This window comes from Corallococcus sp. AB049A (assembly GCF_003668885.1).
Taxonomy (GTDB): domain Bacteria; phylum Myxococcota; class Myxococcia; order Myxococcales; family Myxococcaceae; genus Corallococcus; species Corallococcus interemptor.
Genome location: NZ_RAWL01000180.1, coordinates 1 through 16556, shown reverse-complemented (window position 1 = coordinate 16556; position 16556 = coordinate 1). Strand labels below are relative to the sequence as shown.

Below are 16556 nucleotides of genomic sequence, written 5' to 3'. Positions count from 1 at the left end.
GAGTCGCCCTACGTGGACGATGAAGCGCCCGCGCCGCGGTCGTCCGGGTGGATGCGCAAGGCGGGCATCTACACGGCCATTGGCGGCGCGGTGCTGGTGGGCGCGGGTGGCGCCTTCGGTCTGCGCAGCCGCAGCCTGAACAACGACCTGTCGACCCGCTACACGGAGGGGCGCCTGGTGGCGGGGGACCGCTCCAGGTTCGACCAGGCGAAGTCCTCCAGCCTGCTGGCGAACACGCTGATGATTGGCGGCGGCGTCGCCGCGCTGACCGGGCTCACCCTCTGGGGTCTGTCCGGGGTGTCGTTCGATACGGATGGCCGCGGCGGCGGCAAGCTCAACGTGGGGGGCCGGTTTTGATTCGTGCATGCATGGTGGGGGTGGTGCTGTTGCTGACAGCGTGTACCAGCACGTCCGAGGGCCTGTGCGAGTCCGCCAAGGACTGCCTTCCGGGCCTGAGCTGCCAGGAAGGCGTCTGCGTCGGGTGCGGCGGTGACGGCGAGTGCAATGCCTGGGAGGCCTGCACGACGGACCGGCGCTGCGAGCTGCGCGCGGGGCGGTGCGCGAAGAACGCGCATTGCGAGGCGTGGGAGACGTGCAACGCGGACAACACCTGCGTGCTGGCGGCGAGCGCGTGCACGTCCTCGGCGGACTGCAAGGCCCATGAGACCTGCGACGAGACGCAGAAGCTGTGTCTCCTCCAGGAGGGCCGGTGCAACAGCAACACGGACTGCGAGTCGGGCTATCTCTGGGCGGCGACCTGCGACGCGGACAACCGGTGCCACAGCGAGCCGGTGGCCGGCAACGACGTGCTCATCTGGGGCACGCTCTCCGAGGGCGCCTGCTACCGGGACGCCATCGCCAGCGTCCTGAGTCCCTCGCGCGTGCAGGTGGGCTTTGGCTGCGGCGCCGGCAGGCCCGATGCGACGGTCTCCCCCAGTGGCCGCATCTACTACGTCGACGATGGCATGGGCCCGAACCGGCTCCGGGTCTTCGTTCCGGATGGCTTCCCCATCAAGGACGGTGCGCACACCTACCCCGACGAGGGTTTCAAGAACGACCCCGTGGTTCCGACGCCCGGGTGCCCGGCGGACGTCGGCATCCGGACCTTCATCATGCAGGCGGGCACCGGCTCCATCATCTACAACTGCACGGAGGACAAGGCAGGCTGGCGGTACTACGACACCCACGGGGCGGTCGTGACGGACCAGCAGTATCCGGTCGCGTGGAACGCGGAGAACTACCTCCTCATCCGGGGCGACTACGGCACCGCGAGCGTGCAGGCCCCGGACCGGACCACGGTCCTCCCGGTCGTGGGATTGCCGGACAGATGGGCCTATATCGATGCGCGTGCGGACTCGACGGGGTTCCGGATGGCGCTCACCGACTCCAGCTCCACCAGCCGCCAGCAGCTGTGGCACATCTCCAATCAGGGCCAGGCGACCCTCGTGGGGACGTATGGCGCGTACCCGGAGCACGCCCTCTCCTACGCCGGAGGCGGAGGGGTCCTGGACAACGCGGGTGCGCTCGTCGCCCAGTCCAGCCGTGACGTGTCGACCGTCGACCTGGTCATCAGGCGGACGCCGGACGGCGCCCCCGGGGTTATCATCTACGCCGAGGACGAGTCCCCCGCGAAGGTGAACTGGCAGGCGGACTACAAGGTGAACTTCATCTTCATGCACGGCTCGTATCTCTTCGCGGGACCCTGACCCCATGTCCACACGAGGACTCCAGGCCGTCTGGCTCTGCACCGGCCTCTTGCTGGCCGCGTGCACGGCCCCCTCCCCCGCTCCGGGAGACCCTTCCATGCCATGGGTGAGCATTCCGGCCTCGGACGCGCGGGTGCGCTACGTGGGCCGGACGTACCGCTCTGAATCCGGCGTCGTCTTCGCCCATCCCGGCGTGACGGTTCGCGCGAGCTTCTTCGGCGACGCCGTGCGGATGCGGCTGGACGACGCGGGCCCGGGCGGCGACGTGGGGACCAACCACTTCGACATCGCGGTGGACGGCGCACCGCCCACGCTGCTCGCGGTGCGGCCCGGCCAGGGCAGCTACGTGCTGGCCACGGGACTCCCCGTGGGCCTCCACACGGTGGAGGTCATCAAGCGCACCGAGTCCATGGTGGGCGTCAGCACGCTGCTGTCGCTCGACGTGCACGGCGAGTTCCGGGAGCCGCCCCCTTCGCACACGGGGCTTCGGATGGAGTTCGTCGGGGACTCCATCACCTGCGCCTACAGCACCGACGCCACCTTCATCCCGGCGTTGGCCTTCTCCGGGATTCCCTCCTTCACGTCGAAGAACCAGAATCCCAGACGTGGCTACGCCTGGCTCACGGCGAAGGCCCTGGGCGCTGAGGCCACGTTCGTCTGCTATTCGGGCCACGGCGTGTACCGCAACCTGGACCAGACCACGTCCGGGCTGATCCCCGCCATCTACGAGCGCGCCGTTCCGGACCATCCCGCCGCCTGGGACTTCTCCACCGGCTCGCCGGACGTCATCGTCCTCAACGCCGGCACCAACGACACGTTGGCGGGCACGGGCACCGCCGCGTTCCTGCCGGACGAAGCGGCCTTCAAGTCCGCCTACCGGGCCTTCCTCGCGCGGCTCCGCGCGCTGCATCCCCGCGCGCACATCATCTGCACGTTGGGCAGCATGACGGATGGTTTCAAGCGCCAGGAACAGCAGGGCGTGGTGACGTCCGTGCACGCCGGCGAGTGGATCTCCCAGCTCGTGGCGGAGCGGCGGCAACAGGGCGACACCCGCATCCACCGCCACGCCATGGCCGTGCAGAACCGCTTCATGGACGGCGTTGGCGAGGACTGGCATCCGTCCGCCGCCACGCACCAGAAGATGGCGGAGTCGCTGAGCCGGTTCATCCAGGACGTCGTGCGCCCCTGAACCGGGCGCCCCCAAACCCAATCCTCATCACGTTCTGACGAGCGGCGGCGCAAGGGTGCCATCCCCTGGCATGCCTGCCTGTGATTGCCGCACGCAGGGTGCGTGTCGAAGGTTGCGTGGAACCCGAGGAGGCCTCCGAGAACCACCGAGGCCGCCCCTCCCCCAGCACACCGGGACGGGCAGGGCTCCTCCTTCCCCAAGGCACCCATGAGTCCATTCTTCGTCCTCATCGCGGCCATGGCCCAGACGCCCTCGCCTCCTCCCGACGCGGAGGACGCCTCCTCTCCGGCCTCCGTCGCGGCGGCGGCCGAGGACGACGAAGAGGAGGAAGGGCCCTGGACGGGTTCGTTCGGGCTGGGGGCCTCCTTCTTCTCCGGCAACAGCCGCGCCTTCACCCTCACGGGCGATGCCCTGGCGGAGTACGACTCGCCGGTGTGGGCCCTCACCCTGGAGGCGGATGGCGCGTACGGCAACGCGGCCGCCGAGGGTGAGGAGGAGCGGGAGGACACGGCGAAGACGCTCGGCGGCTGGGCGCGCGCGGACTACCGCTTCACGCCCCTCTTCAGCGTCTACGGCTTCGCCGGCGCGGAGGCGGACCAGCCCGCCAGCCTGGAGCTGCGCGTGGAGACGGAGCTGGGCGTCGGCCTCACGGTCCTGGAGCGCAAGAAGAAGGAGAAGGAGCTCTTCCTGCGCACGTACCTGGGCGCGGGCTACGCGAAGGACCGCCGCTTCCAGTACTTCCCCACGCGCGAGAACCTGCCGGACGTGACCCTGTGGTCGCCCGCCGTGGGCGTGGCGTTCCGCTACGACATCAACGAGCGGGTGCACCTGCGAGAGGACGCCATCCTCCTGCCGGACATCTTCGGGGACACGCGCGTGCTCCTGGACTCCACCACGAAGCTGTCCGTGCACCTGACGGACCGCTTCGCGTTCACCACGTTCTTCGAACTGCAACACGACAGCGTCCCCGCGCAGGGCAAGGTCCGGACGGATACCTCGCTTTCGGTGGGCGGCGAGCTGGAGCTCTGAGCGGGATTGGAAAGGAGCAGCACTCCCATGGCCAAAGCGGCTCATTTCGACGACATCCAGGCCCCCGGCGAGGCGAAGAAGAAGCAGCGCCAGGCGCCGCCGAAGAAGAAGGGCATGGAGCGGGTGCTCGACGCCATCGAGCGGGTGGGCAACAAGGTGCCCCACCCCGCGGTCATCTTCGTCGCGCTGATTGCGCTGGTGATGGTGCTCTCCCACCTCTTCTACCGGCTGGGCGCGAGCGTCACCTACGAGACCATCAACCCGGACACCCACCAACTGGAGGAGACGACCACCGCCGCGAAGAGCCTGCTGACGGGCGAGGGCCTGCGCTTCATGTTCGCGGGCGTCGTGCAGCACTTCATGGACTTCAACGCGGTGGGCGTCATCATCGTCGCCATGCTGGGCGTGGGCGTCGCGGACGCGGCGGGCCTGGTGGGCGCGTTGATCCGCAAGCTGGTGGCCGTCGCTCCGGCCCGGGCCCTCACGTACATCCTGGTGTTCGTGGGCATCCTGTCCAGCATCGCCGCGGATGCCGGCTACCTGGTGCTGATTCCCCTGGCGGCGGCGGCGTACCTCACCGTGGGCAGGCATCCGCTCGCCGGGCTGGCGGCGTCGTTCGCCGGTGTCGCCGCGGTCTTCACCGTCAACATCCTCATCAAACCGCTGGACGGCATCCTCACGGAGATCACCAACGACGCCATCCACATCATGGCGCCGGAGCGCTCCATCGACCTGACGGCGAACTTCTGGTTCTCCGTCGCGTCGGTGGTGATGCTGACCCTCGTGGTGTCGCTCATCAGCGACAAGCTGATTGAACCCCGGCTGGGTGAATACAAGGGTGAGAAGCCGGCCACGACGGGCGCGAAGCTGTCCCCGGAGGAGTCGCGCGGGCTGAAGTTCGCGTTCTGGGGGCTCGTGGGCGTGCTGGTGTTCTTCGGGCTGCTGGCGCTGCCGCCGGGGGCGCCGCTGCGCAACCCGGAGACGGGCGCGCTCGTCGGGGACTCGCCGTTCATGAACGGCCTCATCGTCGCCATCACCGTGCTGTTCCTGGTGACGGGGGCCGCCTATGGCGTGGGCGCGGGGACGCTCAAGAACAGCGTGGACGTCATCAAGGCCATGGAGAAGGCGGTGGCCGGACTGGGCGGCCTCATCTTCCTGCTCTTCATCATCAGCCAGTTCATCGCCCTGTTCACCTACACGAACATGGCGACCCTCGCGGCCGTGAAGGTGGGCGACGCGCTGGAGCACGCGGGCCTGGGGGCGCTGCCGCTGCTCGTCGGGTTCGTGCTCGTCGTGGCCGTGCTGGACCTCATCATGACGGGGGCCATTCCGAAGTGGGCCATCTTCGCGCCCGTGTTCGTGCCGCTGCTGATGCGGCTGAACGTGGACCCGGAGGCCGTGCTCGCCGCCTACCGCGTGGGCGACGGTCCGTTCAATGCCATCTCACCGCTGAACGCCTACTTCGCGCTCATCGTCACCTTCGCCCAGAAGTACCAGAAGGACGCGGGCGTGGGGACCGTGGTGGCCTTGATGCTCCCGTACGTGGTGGTGGTCTTCGCCATCTGGATTGCGCTGCTGGTGGCCTGGCAGGTGCTGGGACTGCCCTGGGGGCTCGGGTAGGCGGCGGAAAGCGCCGCCCCCCGGATGCCCCGGCCGTCAGCGCCGCGCGTCGCGCCGGCCCTGGGTCCGGCGGCCCCTGGTGGAGGCCGCGACCTGCCGCTTGAGGGAGGGAAAGCGCTCCTGCTTCAGGGCGCCTCCCTGCTTCTGGCGGGACTTGCGCTGTCCCGGAGCCTTCGCGGTGCGGCCGGCGGCGCGCGGGCGGCGCGCGGGCTTGCGGCCTCCGGTGGCCACGCGCGTCGTGCGCCGGGAGGCAGGGCGGCTCGCGGCGCGGGTGCGGACCTGCTCCTTGCGCTCCAGCAGGGCGAGCCGCTTCTCGAAGCGCTCCAGGGTGAGGGCGAAGTACTGCGCCTTCTGGAGCGTGTTGCGGTTGCCTTCCGCGCGGCGGGAGCGCGAGGGCGCCGTCTTGCGAAGCGCCTCCCTGCGCTGGCGTTGCGCGGCGTCCTGGTACTTCTCCATCAGGCGGCGCGTGCGCTGGATGCGGCCGCGCAGCTCGCGGGGCGACAGTTCGGCCAGGTTGCGTGGCGCGCTGGACAGGACGAGCTGGGCTTCGCGCTCGGTGAGCAATGACATCCGCTTCGACGGCAGTGTTCGCATGGGCTTTTCCCCCTCCATGAGGATGGCGTGGCGGAACATCCACACCGGCCATCCGCCGGCAAACCGCTCCCGGAGGCAGGGGCGAGTGGCCTTCTGGATGTTGCACCCTCCTGGAGCCGTGCCCAGTTCCTCCAACAGGAGGCTTCCATGTTGACCTCGTTTCATTCGCGCGCGCAGGCCGAGTTCCACCCCGCTCCTTCCATTGAACCGCCGGAGGAGACGAAGCTCGCCGTCTCACCCTCCCTCCCCAAGGATGCCGGCTGCGTCGGCACCTTCGTGGGGACGGGCGAAGGGGTGAAGGGCGCCGGCGTCGACGCCGCGTTCCTCAAGGCGGCGGGCTTCGAGGGCAAGGCCGGCCAGACACTCGTGGTCCCCCAGAAGGACGGTCCGCCGCTCGTCGTCGTCGGCGTGGGCGGGAAGGCCGGGCTGGATGCCGGAAGGCTCCGGGACGCGGCCGCCGCGTTCGCGCGCGCCGTGGGCCAGCAGACGCGGCTCGCGCTCCAGCTGCCGGAGCTGGGGAGCGTCCCGGTGGAGCTCGCCGCGCAGGCCCTGACCGAGGGCGTGCTGCTCGCCCGCTACCGCTACCGGCCCTACAAGCGGCAGTCGGAGCAGGAGCCGCCGCTCGAAAGCCTGACGCTCGTCGCGGGCCAGGAGGACACGGACGCGGTGGAGCAGGGCATGGTGCGCGGGGGCATCCACGCGCGGGCCACGGCGTTCGCGCGCGACCTGTCCAACGCGCCCGCCACCCTGCTGACCGCCGCGCGCATGGCGGAGGTGGCCGAAGGCCTGGCGAAGCGCTGCGGCCTGGAGGTCGAGGTCTTCGACGGAGAGGCCCTGGCCCGGCTCGGGTGCGGCGGGCTGCTGGGCGTCAACGCGGGCAGCGCGGAGCCTCCGCGGATGATCAAGCTGACGTACACGCCCAGAGGCAGCAAGGGCGAGGCCGTGCAGCCCGTGGGCCGCGTCTCGCTGGTGGGCAAGGGCATCATGTTCGACTCGGGCGGCCTGGGCCTGAAGCCCAACGACCTGGTCCACGCGACCATGAAGGGCGACATGTCCGGCGCGGGCGCCATCCTCGCGGCGATGACGGCGCTCAAGTCCCTGGGCTGCCGGACGGCGGTGACGGCGTACCTCATGTGCACCGACAACATGCCCTCGGGCACGGCCATGAAGCTGGGGGACGTGCTGACGGTGCGCGGCGGCAAGACGGTGGAGGTCATCAACACCGACGCGGAAGGGCGCCTGGTGATGTCCGACGCGCTGGTGCTGTCCACCGAGCAGTCCCCCCGCCCCGACGCCATCGTGGACATCGCCACGCTCACCGGGGCGTGTCAGCGCGCGCTGGGGCTCCTGAGCGCGGGCGTCCTCGGCAATGACCAGGCGCTCGTGGAGCAGGTGAAGGACTCCGGTGAGCGCACCGGCGACACCGTGTGGCAGCTGCCGTTGGATCGGCGCCTGCGCCCGGAGCTGGAGTCGGAGGTGGCGGACCTGAAGAACGTGGGCGGGGAGAACGCCGGGGCCATCACCGCGGGCCTCTTCCTGGAAGAGTTCGTGGGCGGGCTGCCGTGGGCGCACATCGACATGGCGGGCACGGCGCGGGCCGAGCGCGACAACGCCTGGCGCAGCAAGGGCGCGACGGGCTACGGCACGCGCCTGCTCATCGACTTCCTCATGGGCTTCAAGCCCACCCGCGAAACGCGCCACTGAGAAGCGCGCGTCAGTCCGGCAGCCAGTCCGCGCGTCCCCGCTCGACGCGCGTGCGGCGCTCGCCCTGGAAGGAGGCCCGCACGCGCTCCGCCTGGGCGAGCAGCCGGTGGAACCGCGCCTGGTCCGGGGACGCCTGGACCTCCGCGAGCACGCGGGCCAGGAGCGAGTGGGCCGCGGCGCGGTCCTCCACGTCGCGCGCGGCCAGGCCCACGGTGAGGGCGATTTGAAGCACCTCCTCCAGCACCTCCGGGTCGCCCCCCGCGGAATGCAGGGGGCCGTCCACGGCGAGGAAGAGGTAGTCGCGCAGGCGCAGCGCCACCAGGGAGACGCGAACCCGGCCATCCGGGTCCACGACGTTCCAGTCCCCCTGCGGCAGGCCCGCCAGCCGGCGCATCACCGAGCGGATCTGCTGGAGCGCCTGCCGGGCCGTGTACGGGTCGTTCGAGGACGAGTTCAGCGCCCGGTTCGCCACGTCCACGAGGATGCGCAGCCCCAGGGAGGGGTCGCAGTCCGGCTCGCGCGCCGCGGTGATGATCAACGTGGAGGTGAGCTCCTGGAGCACGTGGGCATCCAGGGGCCCCCCGCCGTCCGCCACCACCCAGCCGACGACGTCCCCCTGGTCGATGTACTCGCCCACGGTGATGCAGACGCGGACCCGCACGCCCCACCTGCGCGCGAGCCGCGTGAGGGCCTGGAGGTCCACGTCCGCGAGGTAGCCGGAGGCAGCGGCCAGGAGCGCGGGCGCATCCGGCGGCAGCCGCAGGGCCACGGCGGGGTTGAGCGGCAGCCGCTTGAGCCGGGCCTGGATGCGCCGCTCCGTCGCGGAGACAATCAGGTGCTGGACGAGCCCGAGCACGCGCTCCACGCGCAGGAAGCGGAAGGTGCGGACCAGGAAGACGATGAGCAGGCACAGCGCGACCACCATCAGGAAGATGGCCACCGACAGCACGGGCCGGGGCCTGACGCCGTGGTCCTCGATGACGCCCAGCTCCCGGATGGCCGCGAGGATGAAGCTGCTGGAGAGGGCGAAGAACGGCAGGGCCCGGCGCAGCGGCGCGCTCTTCAGGTAGATGGGCACCAGCCGCGGCGAGTACTGGTTCGCGGCGGACTGGATGAACGGCGCGTTCAGCGAGAGGACGATGGTGAGCACGGTGATCTGGAATCCGAGCAGCGCCCCCAGCGCGCCCCGGGTGTCGTCCAGGTCGCCCGGCCACGCATGCCCGAAGATGCCCGGCGCCGTGTCCGACTGCACGCGGGCGAGCGCGATGCCCAGCAGCACGCCCGCGGCAATCACCCCGCCCAGGACCCACCAGTAGGGCTCGCGGAAGAACCGGCGCAGGAGGCGGACGGACATGCGGCCCCCGCCTACGGCGTGCCCTCTTCTTCCGGGGCCGCCACCGGCTGGCTCCGGGTCAGCCGCTCCACGGTGAGCAGCTCCGCCAGCTGCTCGCGCGTCAGCAGCCCGGCGGACACCACCAGGTCCGCGATGCGGGCGTTGGTGGCCAGGGCCTCCCTCGCCAGCCGTGCCGCGGGCGCGTAGCCGATGTGCGGAATCAGGGCGGTGATGACGCCCACGAAGGACTCCATCTGGCGCTCCAGCCGCTCCTTGTTGGCGGTGATGCCCCGCACGCAGTTGACGCGCAGCGTGGCCATGGCGGCGGTCATGTACTTGAGGTTTTCGAAGAGCACGTGGGCCATCACCGGCCCGAAGGCGTTGAGCTGCAACTGCCCCGCCTCCGCGGCCATGGTCAGCGTCACGTCGCCTCCGGCGACCACGAACGCCACCGCGTTGACGACCTCCGGAATCACCGGGTTCACCTTGCCCGGCATGATGCTGGAGCCCGCCTGCACGGGCGGGAGGTTGATTTCGTTGAAGCCCGCCTGGGGGCCGGAGCCCAGCAGCCGCAGGTCATTGCAGATCTTCGACAGCTTCATCGCGGTGCGCTTGAGGGTGCCGGACACCTCCATGAAGGCGCCCACGTCCGGGGTCGCCTGGATGAGGTTCGACGCGGTGACGATGGGCCGCCCGGTGATGTCCGCCAGGTGCTGGCGCACGGCCTCCGCGAAGCGCGGGTCCGCGGCGATGCCCGTTCCAATCGCCGTGGCCCCCAGGTTGACCTCCTCCAGGCGGCGGATGACGGTCTCCAGGCTGGTGTGCTCCCGGGCCAGCGTGATGGCGAAGCCCTCGAACTCCTGCTGGAGCGTCATGGGCACGGCGTCCTGGAGCTGCGTGCGGCCAATCTTCACGATGCCCGCGAACTCCTCCCCCTTGTCGCGGAACGCCTGCTCCAGCAGGTGGAGCTCCGCCAGCAGGCGCTCCAGGGACAGCATCAGCCCGACCTTGAGCGCCGTGGGGTAGGTGTCGTTGGTGCTCTGGCTGCGGTTCACGTGGTCATTCGGGTCCAGGTGCGCGTAGTCGCCCCTGGGGCGGCCGGCCAGCTCCAGGCCCCGGTTGGCGATGACCTCGTTGAAGTTCATGTTCGTGGAGGTGCCCGCCCCGCCCTGCATGACGTCCACGATGAACTGGTCGTGCAGCCCGCCGGACTTGATGTCCTCGCAGGCCCGGTCGATGAGCGAGGCCCGCGTCGCGTCCAGCACGCCCAGCTGCGCGTTCGCGCGCGCCGCGGCCTGCTTCACGCACGCGTAGCCGAAGAGCAGGTCGGGATGGATGGAGATGGGGCGCCCGCTGATGGCGAAGTTGTCCAGCGCGCGGCTGACGTTGATGCCCCAGTAGGCGTCCGCCGGGAGCCGCCGGGAGCCCAGGCCGTCCGTTTCGGTCCGGGGCCAGGCGCCATCCGGCGTCAGCGTGTGGATGCTCTTCTGGAACGTCTCTTCCGCGCGCGGGTCGGCCATCACCGCGAACGTAGGGACGCGGGACGCCCGGAGGGACATGCCCTCCGGGCTCCCCGGAGCGTCCCCTCCCTCACTTCACGGGCGCGCACTTCGCGGGGCCGAGCGTGGCCTGGAAGTAATGCGAGTACAGGTCCGGCGTGAGCGTGAAGTTGCAGGTGTTCACCGCGTCCGGCGACAGGTTCTGGTGCTCCTGCATGTAGCGCGCGACGTAGTCCCGCACGCCGTCCGCGGAGGACCACAGCAGGGTGCCCTCCTTGAACATGCTGTAGCCGCCTCCGCCACCGCCGCGGTAGTTGTTCACCGCGATGCGGAAGAGCTGGTCGTCCCGCACGTCCTGGCCGTTGAAGCGCAGGTGCGTGAGCCGCGAGCCCGCGGGCTTCGTCAGGTCATAGCCGTAGTCGATGTGCGAGTAGAGGTCCCAGTTGTAGTCCGCGACCACGGGCGTGGTGGCCTTCGCGTCCGCGGGCTTCACGGGTAGGTTGGCCGGGTCCAGCTGCTTGAAGTACAGCGTGTTCATCTCCAGCGCGCGCCGGAGGATGGAGCCGTTGATCTCCATCACGTACAGCGTGTTGTCGTAGATGTAGACGCTGTAGGCGTCACGCAGGGTGACGTCCCCCTTGGGCAGCGCGACGTCATTGGAGAACAGGGCGGTCGCGGACAGGTCCACGGGGAAGCCGGCCTCCTTCGCGGCCTCCTCCTGCACGACGTTGAGCAGGTCCGCCAGCGCGCTGTCCACGTAGCGGCCGGGGAAGCCGCCCGTGAAGGCCTCCGTGGTGCTGCCAATCTTCTGGTTCACGTAGGCCACCGTGGTGTCGTGGGCGGCCTGGGTGAGCTGCTTGACGTTGGCATCCTCCGCCACCGTCTCGTCCACCGCGTGGAGCTTCGAGTCGTGCGCGTCCACGCCCCAGCGCTCGCCGCTCCAGGTGACGTTGAGCTGCACGTCGGCCAGGTGGCTGCCCCAGCGGTTGGGCTGGGTGAGGAGGACCTCACGGCCATCCTGCTGCTTCAGCAGCATCTTCGGGATGGGCTGGTGGGTGTGGCCGGTGAGGAGCACGTCCACGTCCGCCACCTGCTGGGCAATCTGCACGGCCTGGTTCTCGGCGGTGAGGTTGCCGCGGTCGGTCCACTTCGTGGGGTCCGCGTAGTCCGCGAGCCACGACTCGGGGCTGGACGCGCTGCCCGTCGGCTGCTTGTCCGGGCCGCCGTGGATGGCCACCACCACCACGTCCGCGCCCGCCGCCTTCATCTTCGGCACGTAGGTCTTCGCGATCTCCAGCGGTTCATCGAAGCGCAGCCCGGTGATGTTGTCCTTGCGCTCCCACGTGGCCACGCCCGGCGTCACCAGGCCGAGGATGCCGACCTTCACGTCGCACACCGTGGTGATGACGTACGGGGTGAAGGCCTCCGAGCCGTCCGAGCTCTTGCGCACGTTGGCGCCGAGCAGGGGGAAGTTCGCCTCGCCCTTGAACTTGTTGAGGACGTCCTGGCCGTAGTTGAACTCGTGGTTGCCCATGGCCATGGCGGCGTAGCCCAGCTCGTTCATGGCGGTGGCCATGGGGTGCTTGGACGCGTTGTCCACCTGGGCGTAGTAGGTGCCCAGCGGCGACCCCTGGATGGTGTCGCCGGTGTCCACGAGCAGCGTGCAGTCCGGGTTCTTCGCGCGCTCCTGCTTGATGAGCGTGGCCACCTTGGCGAGGCCGCGCTTCGCGTCCGGCTTCCCGGTGAAGTAGTCCCACGGGAAGATGTTGGTGTGCAGGTCGCTGGTCTGCAGCAGCGTCAGCGTGCGCGGCGACCGGTCCACCGGAGGCGGTTCCACGGGCGGGTCGTCGTTGGAGTCACAGGCGGTCAGCAGCGAGCTGGCGCCCACGAGACAGAACGTGCCGGTGCGCAGCGCGCGCAGCAGGAAGGAGGAGCGGTTCACGAGGCCTCGAGCTTGAGTCATGCCGGAAGGAAATCTTCCGGAGGGTCGCGCACCCTACCCCACTGCCCTGACATTCCGTCTGGATTCACCCGGCCGTGGAGTCGAGGTTGGCCACCACGCGGTGCAGGAGCGACATGAAGGTGGCGCGCTCGCGCTCGCTGAAGCCCGCCGTCGCCTGCTCCGCGACCCGGGCCAGCTGGGCCTTGGCTTGCGGCAGGCGCCCGCGGCCCTTCGCGGACAGCGAGATGCGGGTCGCGCGCTTGTCGTCCGGATGCGGCTCGCGCTGGATGAGCCCGTCGCGCTCCATGCGCGTGAGGAGCGCGGCCATGGTGGGCTGCTCGACGTGCGCGTACTCCGCCAGCTGCTTCTGCAGGAGCGGCCCCTGCTCCTCCAGCGCGATGGCCACCGGCAGGTAGGCCATGCCGAACTCGAGCGGCCGCAGGCGCTGCTCGAAGTGGCGCATCAGGAGCCGGGACGCGTGGTTGATCCAGAAGGTCGGGACGGCTTCCGGGTCCCACGGGGGGGCGCTCCTGGGGCTCATTGCAGGTTCCCGGAGCTGTCCTCCGGCCCCTCGTCCGCCGTGGGGTAGGCGGAGACGGCCAGGGCGATGCCCTGGTCCGCGAACCACCGGACGTCGTCGGGCGGGAAGTGGATGGAGCTGGCGAAGTGCAGCGCGCTTCCGACGAACAGCCCGAAGTCCACGACGCAGGGCACGGCCAGCTGCCGCAGCTCCGCGAGCAGCGGGGCCAGCAGCTCCAGCTGCCGGCGGGCGGCGACCACGGGCCCGTGCAGCGTGCCCTCCCCGTCCGGCACCAGGGTGACGTTGAAGCCGGACGTCGAGTGCCGCCCCTGGCGCCGCTGCTCGCCCTGAAGCCAGACGGCATCCGGGTGGCATTCCGGGAAGCGATCCAACACGGACGCCACATCGAATTCCGGGGCCTGGGCCCTTAGGACAGCCACCGTCATGAGCGCGCTCCCTTCCAATCCACCGTGCCAGCCATTCCCATGCGGGCTCCTGGGGTCTGGGGTCATATCGCAGCCGGGGCAGGAACCGCTTCGCCGCCGTTCCTGCTTTGTTCAGGCGCACGTCCCGTGTGGCCCCTGTCCGCTGCCTCCCCTGGGGATTTCATCCGGGGTGCCGGCGCCTACCTTTTCCGTGCCCCCTCACACAATCCGGGAGTCACGCCATGATTTCGACAGAGTCCGAGTCCTCACGAACGAAGGAGGCGCCCAGGACAGGCTGGGGAGACAAGACCCGGGCGGAGCCCGGCCTGCTCATTGAAGACCATGCGCTCCTCGGAGACCTCTACACGGCCGCGCTCGTGGGCCGGGATGGCTCCGTCGACTTCCTCTGCCTCCCGGACTTCGACTCGGACGCGTGCTTCACGTCCCTGCTGGGGACCCCCGACAACGGCCGGTGGAAGCTCGCGCCCAAGGCGGCCGTGCGTGACGTGCGGCGCCGCTACCGCGGCAAGACCCTCATCCTGGAGACGGAATTCGAGACGGACACGGGCGCGGTGCGCGTCGTGGACTTCATGCCCATCCGCAAGGGAAGCCCCCACCTGGTGCGCTGGGTGGAGGGGGTCCGGGGCACGGTGGAGATGCGCTCCGAGCTGCGTCCCCGGTTCGCCAACGGCTACACCGTCCCCCTGGTGGGCAGGCGGGATGGGAGTTCCTCCGCCGTCGCCGGGCCGGATGCCGTGTTCCTGCGAGGCGGCACCAGCGAGGATCCACCGCCCTTCGAGTCGGAGTTCACCATCCAGGCCGGCCAGCGGGTCCCCTTCGTGCTCTCCTGGGCCCGGCCCTACGACGGCGTCCCCGAGGCGCTGGATCCCGAGACCGCCCTGCGGGAGACGGAGGCCTATTGGGAGGACTGGGCCTCGCGGCTGCGGCTGCCCCCCCAGCACCAGGACGTGGTCATCCGCTCGCTGATCACCCTCAAGGCGTGCAGCTACCAACCGTCGGGGGCGCTGGTCGCCGCGCCCACCTTCGGGCTCCCGGAGACGCCGGGCGGGGAGCGCAACTGGGACTACCGGTTCTGCTGGATCCGCGACTCGGTCCTGACGCTGAACGCGTTCATGCGCGCGGACCTCACGGACGAAGCGGGCGCGTTCGGCAACTGGCTGGAGGACGCCATTGGTGGCGCGCCGGACCAGCTTCAAATCATGTACGGCATCCGGGGCGAGCGCCGCCTCACCGAGGTCACCCTGGACTGGCTGAAGGGCTACGAAGGGGCCCGGCCCGTGCGCATCGGGAACGGGGCCTACTCGCAGTTCCAGCTCGACGTGCTCGGTGAGTTCGCCGCGGTCCTCTACATCCACGCGCAGCTGGTGGGCAAGCTGTCGGAGCGTGGAGGCAAAGCGCTCAAGGCGCTCGCGAAGCGCGTGTCCGAGGTCTGGACGGAGCCGGACCACGGCATCTGGGAGATGCGCGGCCCGAAGCAGTCGTTCACCGCCTCCAAGGTGTCGGCGTGGATCGTCATCGACTGCTGGGTCCGCGCCATCGAGAAGTACGGCCTGAAGGAGGACAAGGCGCCGTGGGTGAAGCTGCGGCAGGCCATCCACGACGAGGTGTGTGAGAAGGGCTACGACGCGAAGCGCGGGACGTTCACGCAGTACTACGGCTCGAAGGGAGTGGACGCGAGCCTGCTGTTCATCCCGCTCAGCGGGTTCCTCCCGCCGGAGGATCCCCGCATCGCCGGGACGGTGCGGGCCATCGAGGAGGAGCTGATGCCCAAGGGGCTGGTGCTGCGCTACCGGACGGAGGCGGGCACCGACGGGCTCGCCGGCGAGGAGGGCGCCTTCCTCGCCTGCTCCTTCTGGCTCGCGAACACCTACCACCTCCTGGGGCGGACCGAGGACGCGCAAAAGCTCTTCAACAAGGTGGCGGGGCTCCGCAACGACGTGGGGCTGCTCGCCGAGGAGTACCTGCCCGGGGAGCGCAGGATGATTGGCAACTTCCCCCAGGCGTTCAGCCATCTGGCGCTCGTGAACAGCGCCTACTTCCTCGACGAAGGAACCAAGGCGACGATGTACTCGTAGGCGAATCCCCTTCCGTGGCGACGCCCCTCCCGCACGTGCCTTGTCAGGCCGCGCGGGCTGGGGCGTCCCAGGGAGCGCGGACGCTCCGGCGTCCCGGCCGCGGCTGCTGACCCGAGGTCTCGAATCCATCGCTCACGTCCCCCGGGCCTTGAAGTCCGCCCGGGTCAGATTCCGAGAAGGTCATGCAGCCGAAACTGAACCGGCTCCTGCGGGCGCTTGCCCGCGAGGGGCTCGACGTTGCTTACGACGGTCGTGTCTACACGGTCCGCCTCCAGGCGGATCCCCATGCCCCACCCGCTGAAGTCCTCCTTCCGCCGGACCTGCCGGTGGAGGGCAAGGCGCTCCAGCAGCTCGCGGCGCTCGCCGCGCTCCACCATCCCGACGGAGGGCGCGTGAAGCAGGTGCGCGCGACGCCGGACTTCCATCCGGGGGACTCCGGGGTGGCCATCGGGTCGGTGGTCCACACGGAGGGCCTGGTGGTCCCCGGCGCCGTGGGCACGGACATCAACTGCGGCATGCGCCTGCACGTCGCGGACATCCCGGTGGAGGCCTTCCTCGCCCGCCGCGACGCCTTCGTGGAGCGGATGAAGGGGCACTATTTCTTCGGCACGCGGGACGTGGCCCAGGGCTCGCGGGCCCTGGAGGCGCTCTTGCGTGACGGCCTGCCCGGCTGGCTCCTGGAGACGGAAGGCCAGCCCCTGGGCATGGCGGCCCGGATGGACCTGGGCCAGCTGGACCGGGAGGCCGCGCGGGTCCACCTGGGCGGCGCGCTGGAGGGAGACCCGGCCTGGGCGCCCACCGGGCTGCGGCGGGAGGGCGTGGTGCGCGACCCGGGGCTCGCGACGATTGGTGGAGGCAACCACTTCGTGGAGGTGCAGCGGGTGGAGGCCGTGGTGGAC

13 protein-coding genes and 1 pseudogene are annotated in these 16556 nt (G+C 70.2%); 8 read left to right on the top strand and 6 right to left on the bottom strand.

The annotated features are described in order from the left end of the window. The 5 genes and pseudogenes from D7X55_RS43430 to D7X55_RS20030 form a co-directional block, all read left to right on the top strand. Positions 1-357: pseudogene (locus D7X55_RS43430) on the top strand (hypothetical protein); the annotation flags it as partial. Between the two features lie 23 nt (positions 358-380). Then, positions 381-1706 (top strand): hypothetical protein, encoded by a 1326-nt coding sequence (locus D7X55_RS43425; RefSeq protein WP_158626401.1) that lies wholly within the window; start codon positions 381-383, stop codon positions 1704-1706. A 4-nt stretch (positions 1707-1710) separates the two neighbouring features. Beyond that, positions 1711-2895 carry an SGNH/GDSL hydrolase family protein gene (locus D7X55_RS20040; RefSeq protein ID WP_233609951.1) on the top strand — a complete coding sequence of 395 codons (1185 nt, stop codon included), beginning with the start codon at positions 1711-1713 and terminating at the stop codon, positions 2893-2895. A gap of 207 nt (positions 2896-3102) precedes the next feature. After that, positions 3103-3924 carry a DUF481 domain-containing protein gene (locus tag D7X55_RS20035; protein WP_121723911.1) on the top strand — a complete coding sequence of 274 codons (822 nt, stop codon included), beginning with the start codon at positions 3103-3105 and terminating at the stop codon, positions 3922-3924. Positions 3925-3951: 27 nt separating this feature from the next. Continuing rightward, positions 3952-5544: an AbgT family transporter gene (locus D7X55_RS20030; RefSeq protein WP_120546945.1), complete on the top strand. Its 1593-nt coding sequence runs from the start codon at positions 3952-3954 to the stop codon at positions 5542-5544. A 36-nt stretch (positions 5545-5580) separates the two neighbouring features. Here the strand turns inward: D7X55_RS20030 and D7X55_RS20025 are convergent, their stop codons facing one another. Then, positions 5581-6138, bottom strand: a complete 558-nt coding sequence (locus D7X55_RS20025) for a hypothetical protein (protein WP_120546975.1) — start codon at positions 6136-6138, stop codon at positions 5581-5583. Between the two features lie 147 nt (positions 6139-6285). On the opposite strand from D7X55_RS20025, the gene D7X55_RS20020 reads away from it, so the two are divergent. Beyond that, on the top strand, positions 6286-7842 hold the full coding sequence (locus tag D7X55_RS20020; RefSeq protein WP_121723910.1) for a leucyl aminopeptidase: 1557 nt from the start codon (positions 6286-6288) through the stop codon (positions 7840-7842). Between the two features lie 10 nt (positions 7843-7852). On the opposite strand, the gene D7X55_RS20015 is transcribed toward D7X55_RS20020, so the two are convergent. The 5 genes from D7X55_RS20015 to D7X55_RS19995 all read right to left on the bottom strand — a co-directional run bounded on the left by D7X55_RS20015 (position 7853) and on the right by D7X55_RS19995 (position 13582). Beyond that, positions 7853-9196 carry a DUF2254 domain-containing protein gene (locus tag D7X55_RS20015; protein WP_121723909.1) on the bottom strand — a complete coding sequence of 448 codons (1344 nt, stop codon included), beginning with the start codon at positions 9194-9196 and terminating at the stop codon, positions 7853-7855. Between the two features lie 11 nt (positions 9197-9207). After that, a complete protein-coding gene (locus D7X55_RS20010) occupies positions 9208-10734 on the bottom strand; it encodes an aspartate ammonia-lyase (RefSeq protein ID WP_233609950.1) in 1527 nt (508 codons plus the stop codon). Positions 10735-10765: 31 nt separating this feature from the next. Continuing rightward, a complete protein-coding gene (locus tag D7X55_RS20005) occupies positions 10766-12616 on the bottom strand; it encodes a bifunctional UDP-sugar hydrolase/5'-nucleotidase (protein WP_233609949.1) in 1851 nt (616 codons plus the stop codon). An 85-nt stretch (positions 12617-12701) separates the two neighbouring features. Then, complete coding sequence (locus D7X55_RS20000) at positions 12702-13157, bottom strand: MarR family winged helix-turn-helix transcriptional regulator (protein ID WP_120546949.1); 456 nt, start codon at positions 13155-13157, stop codon at positions 12702-12704. Beyond that, positions 13154-13582, bottom strand: a complete 429-nt coding sequence (locus D7X55_RS19995) for a hypothetical protein (protein ID WP_147468251.1) — start codon at positions 13580-13582, stop codon at positions 13154-13156. Before D7X55_RS19995 ends, D7X55_RS20000 begins: the two co-directional genes overlap by 4 nt. Before the next feature lie 221 nt (positions 13583-13803). Between D7X55_RS19995 and D7X55_RS19990 the strand changes: the two genes are divergently transcribed. Together D7X55_RS19990 and D7X55_RS19985 are read left to right on the top strand one after the other, a co-directional pair. Beyond that, on the top strand, positions 13804-15657 hold the full coding sequence (locus tag D7X55_RS19990) for a glycoside hydrolase family 15 protein (RefSeq protein WP_120546951.1): 1854 nt from the start codon (positions 13804-13806) through the stop codon (positions 15655-15657). A gap of 182 nt (positions 15658-15839) precedes the next feature. Further along, positions 15840-16556 (top strand): RtcB family protein (locus tag D7X55_RS19985; protein WP_147470151.1); only part of this gene is annotated, 717 nt, incomplete at its 3' end.

Coding starts and splice junctions, on each gene's coding strand:
- D7X55_RS20000 (WP_120546949.1), bottom strand. CDS start 13,157: ATGAGCCCCAGGAGCGCCCCCCCGTGGGACCCGGAAGCCGTCCCGACC.
- D7X55_RS20040 (WP_233609951.1), top strand. CDS start 1,711: ATGTCCACACGAGGACTCCAGGCCGTCTGGCTCTGCACCGGCCTCTTG.
- D7X55_RS19990 (WP_120546951.1), top strand. CDS start 13,804: ATGATTTCGACAGAGTCCGAGTCCTCACGAACGAAGGAGGCGCCCAGG.
- D7X55_RS20025 (WP_120546975.1), bottom strand. CDS start 6,138: ATGCGAACACTGCCGTCGAAGCGGATGTCATTGCTCACCGAGCGCGAA.
- D7X55_RS20010 (WP_233609950.1), bottom strand. CDS start 10,734: ATGTCCCTCCGGGCGTCCCGCGTCCCTACGTTCGCGGTGATGGCCGAC.
- D7X55_RS19995 (WP_147468251.1), bottom strand. CDS start 13,582: ATGACGGTGGCTGTCCTAAGGGCCCAGGCCCCGGAATTCGATGTGGCG.
- D7X55_RS20020 (WP_121723910.1), top strand. CDS start 6,286: ATGTTGACCTCGTTTCATTCGCGCGCGCAGGCCGAGTTCCACCCCGCT.
- D7X55_RS20035 (WP_121723911.1), top strand. CDS start 3,103: ATGAGTCCATTCTTCGTCCTCATCGCGGCCATGGCCCAGACGCCCTCG.
- D7X55_RS20015 (WP_121723909.1), bottom strand. CDS start 9,196: ATGTCCGTCCGCCTCCTGCGCCGGTTCTTCCGCGAGCCCTACTGGTGG.
- D7X55_RS20030 (WP_120546945.1), top strand. CDS start 3,952: ATGGCCAAAGCGGCTCATTTCGACGACATCCAGGCCCCCGGCGAGGCG.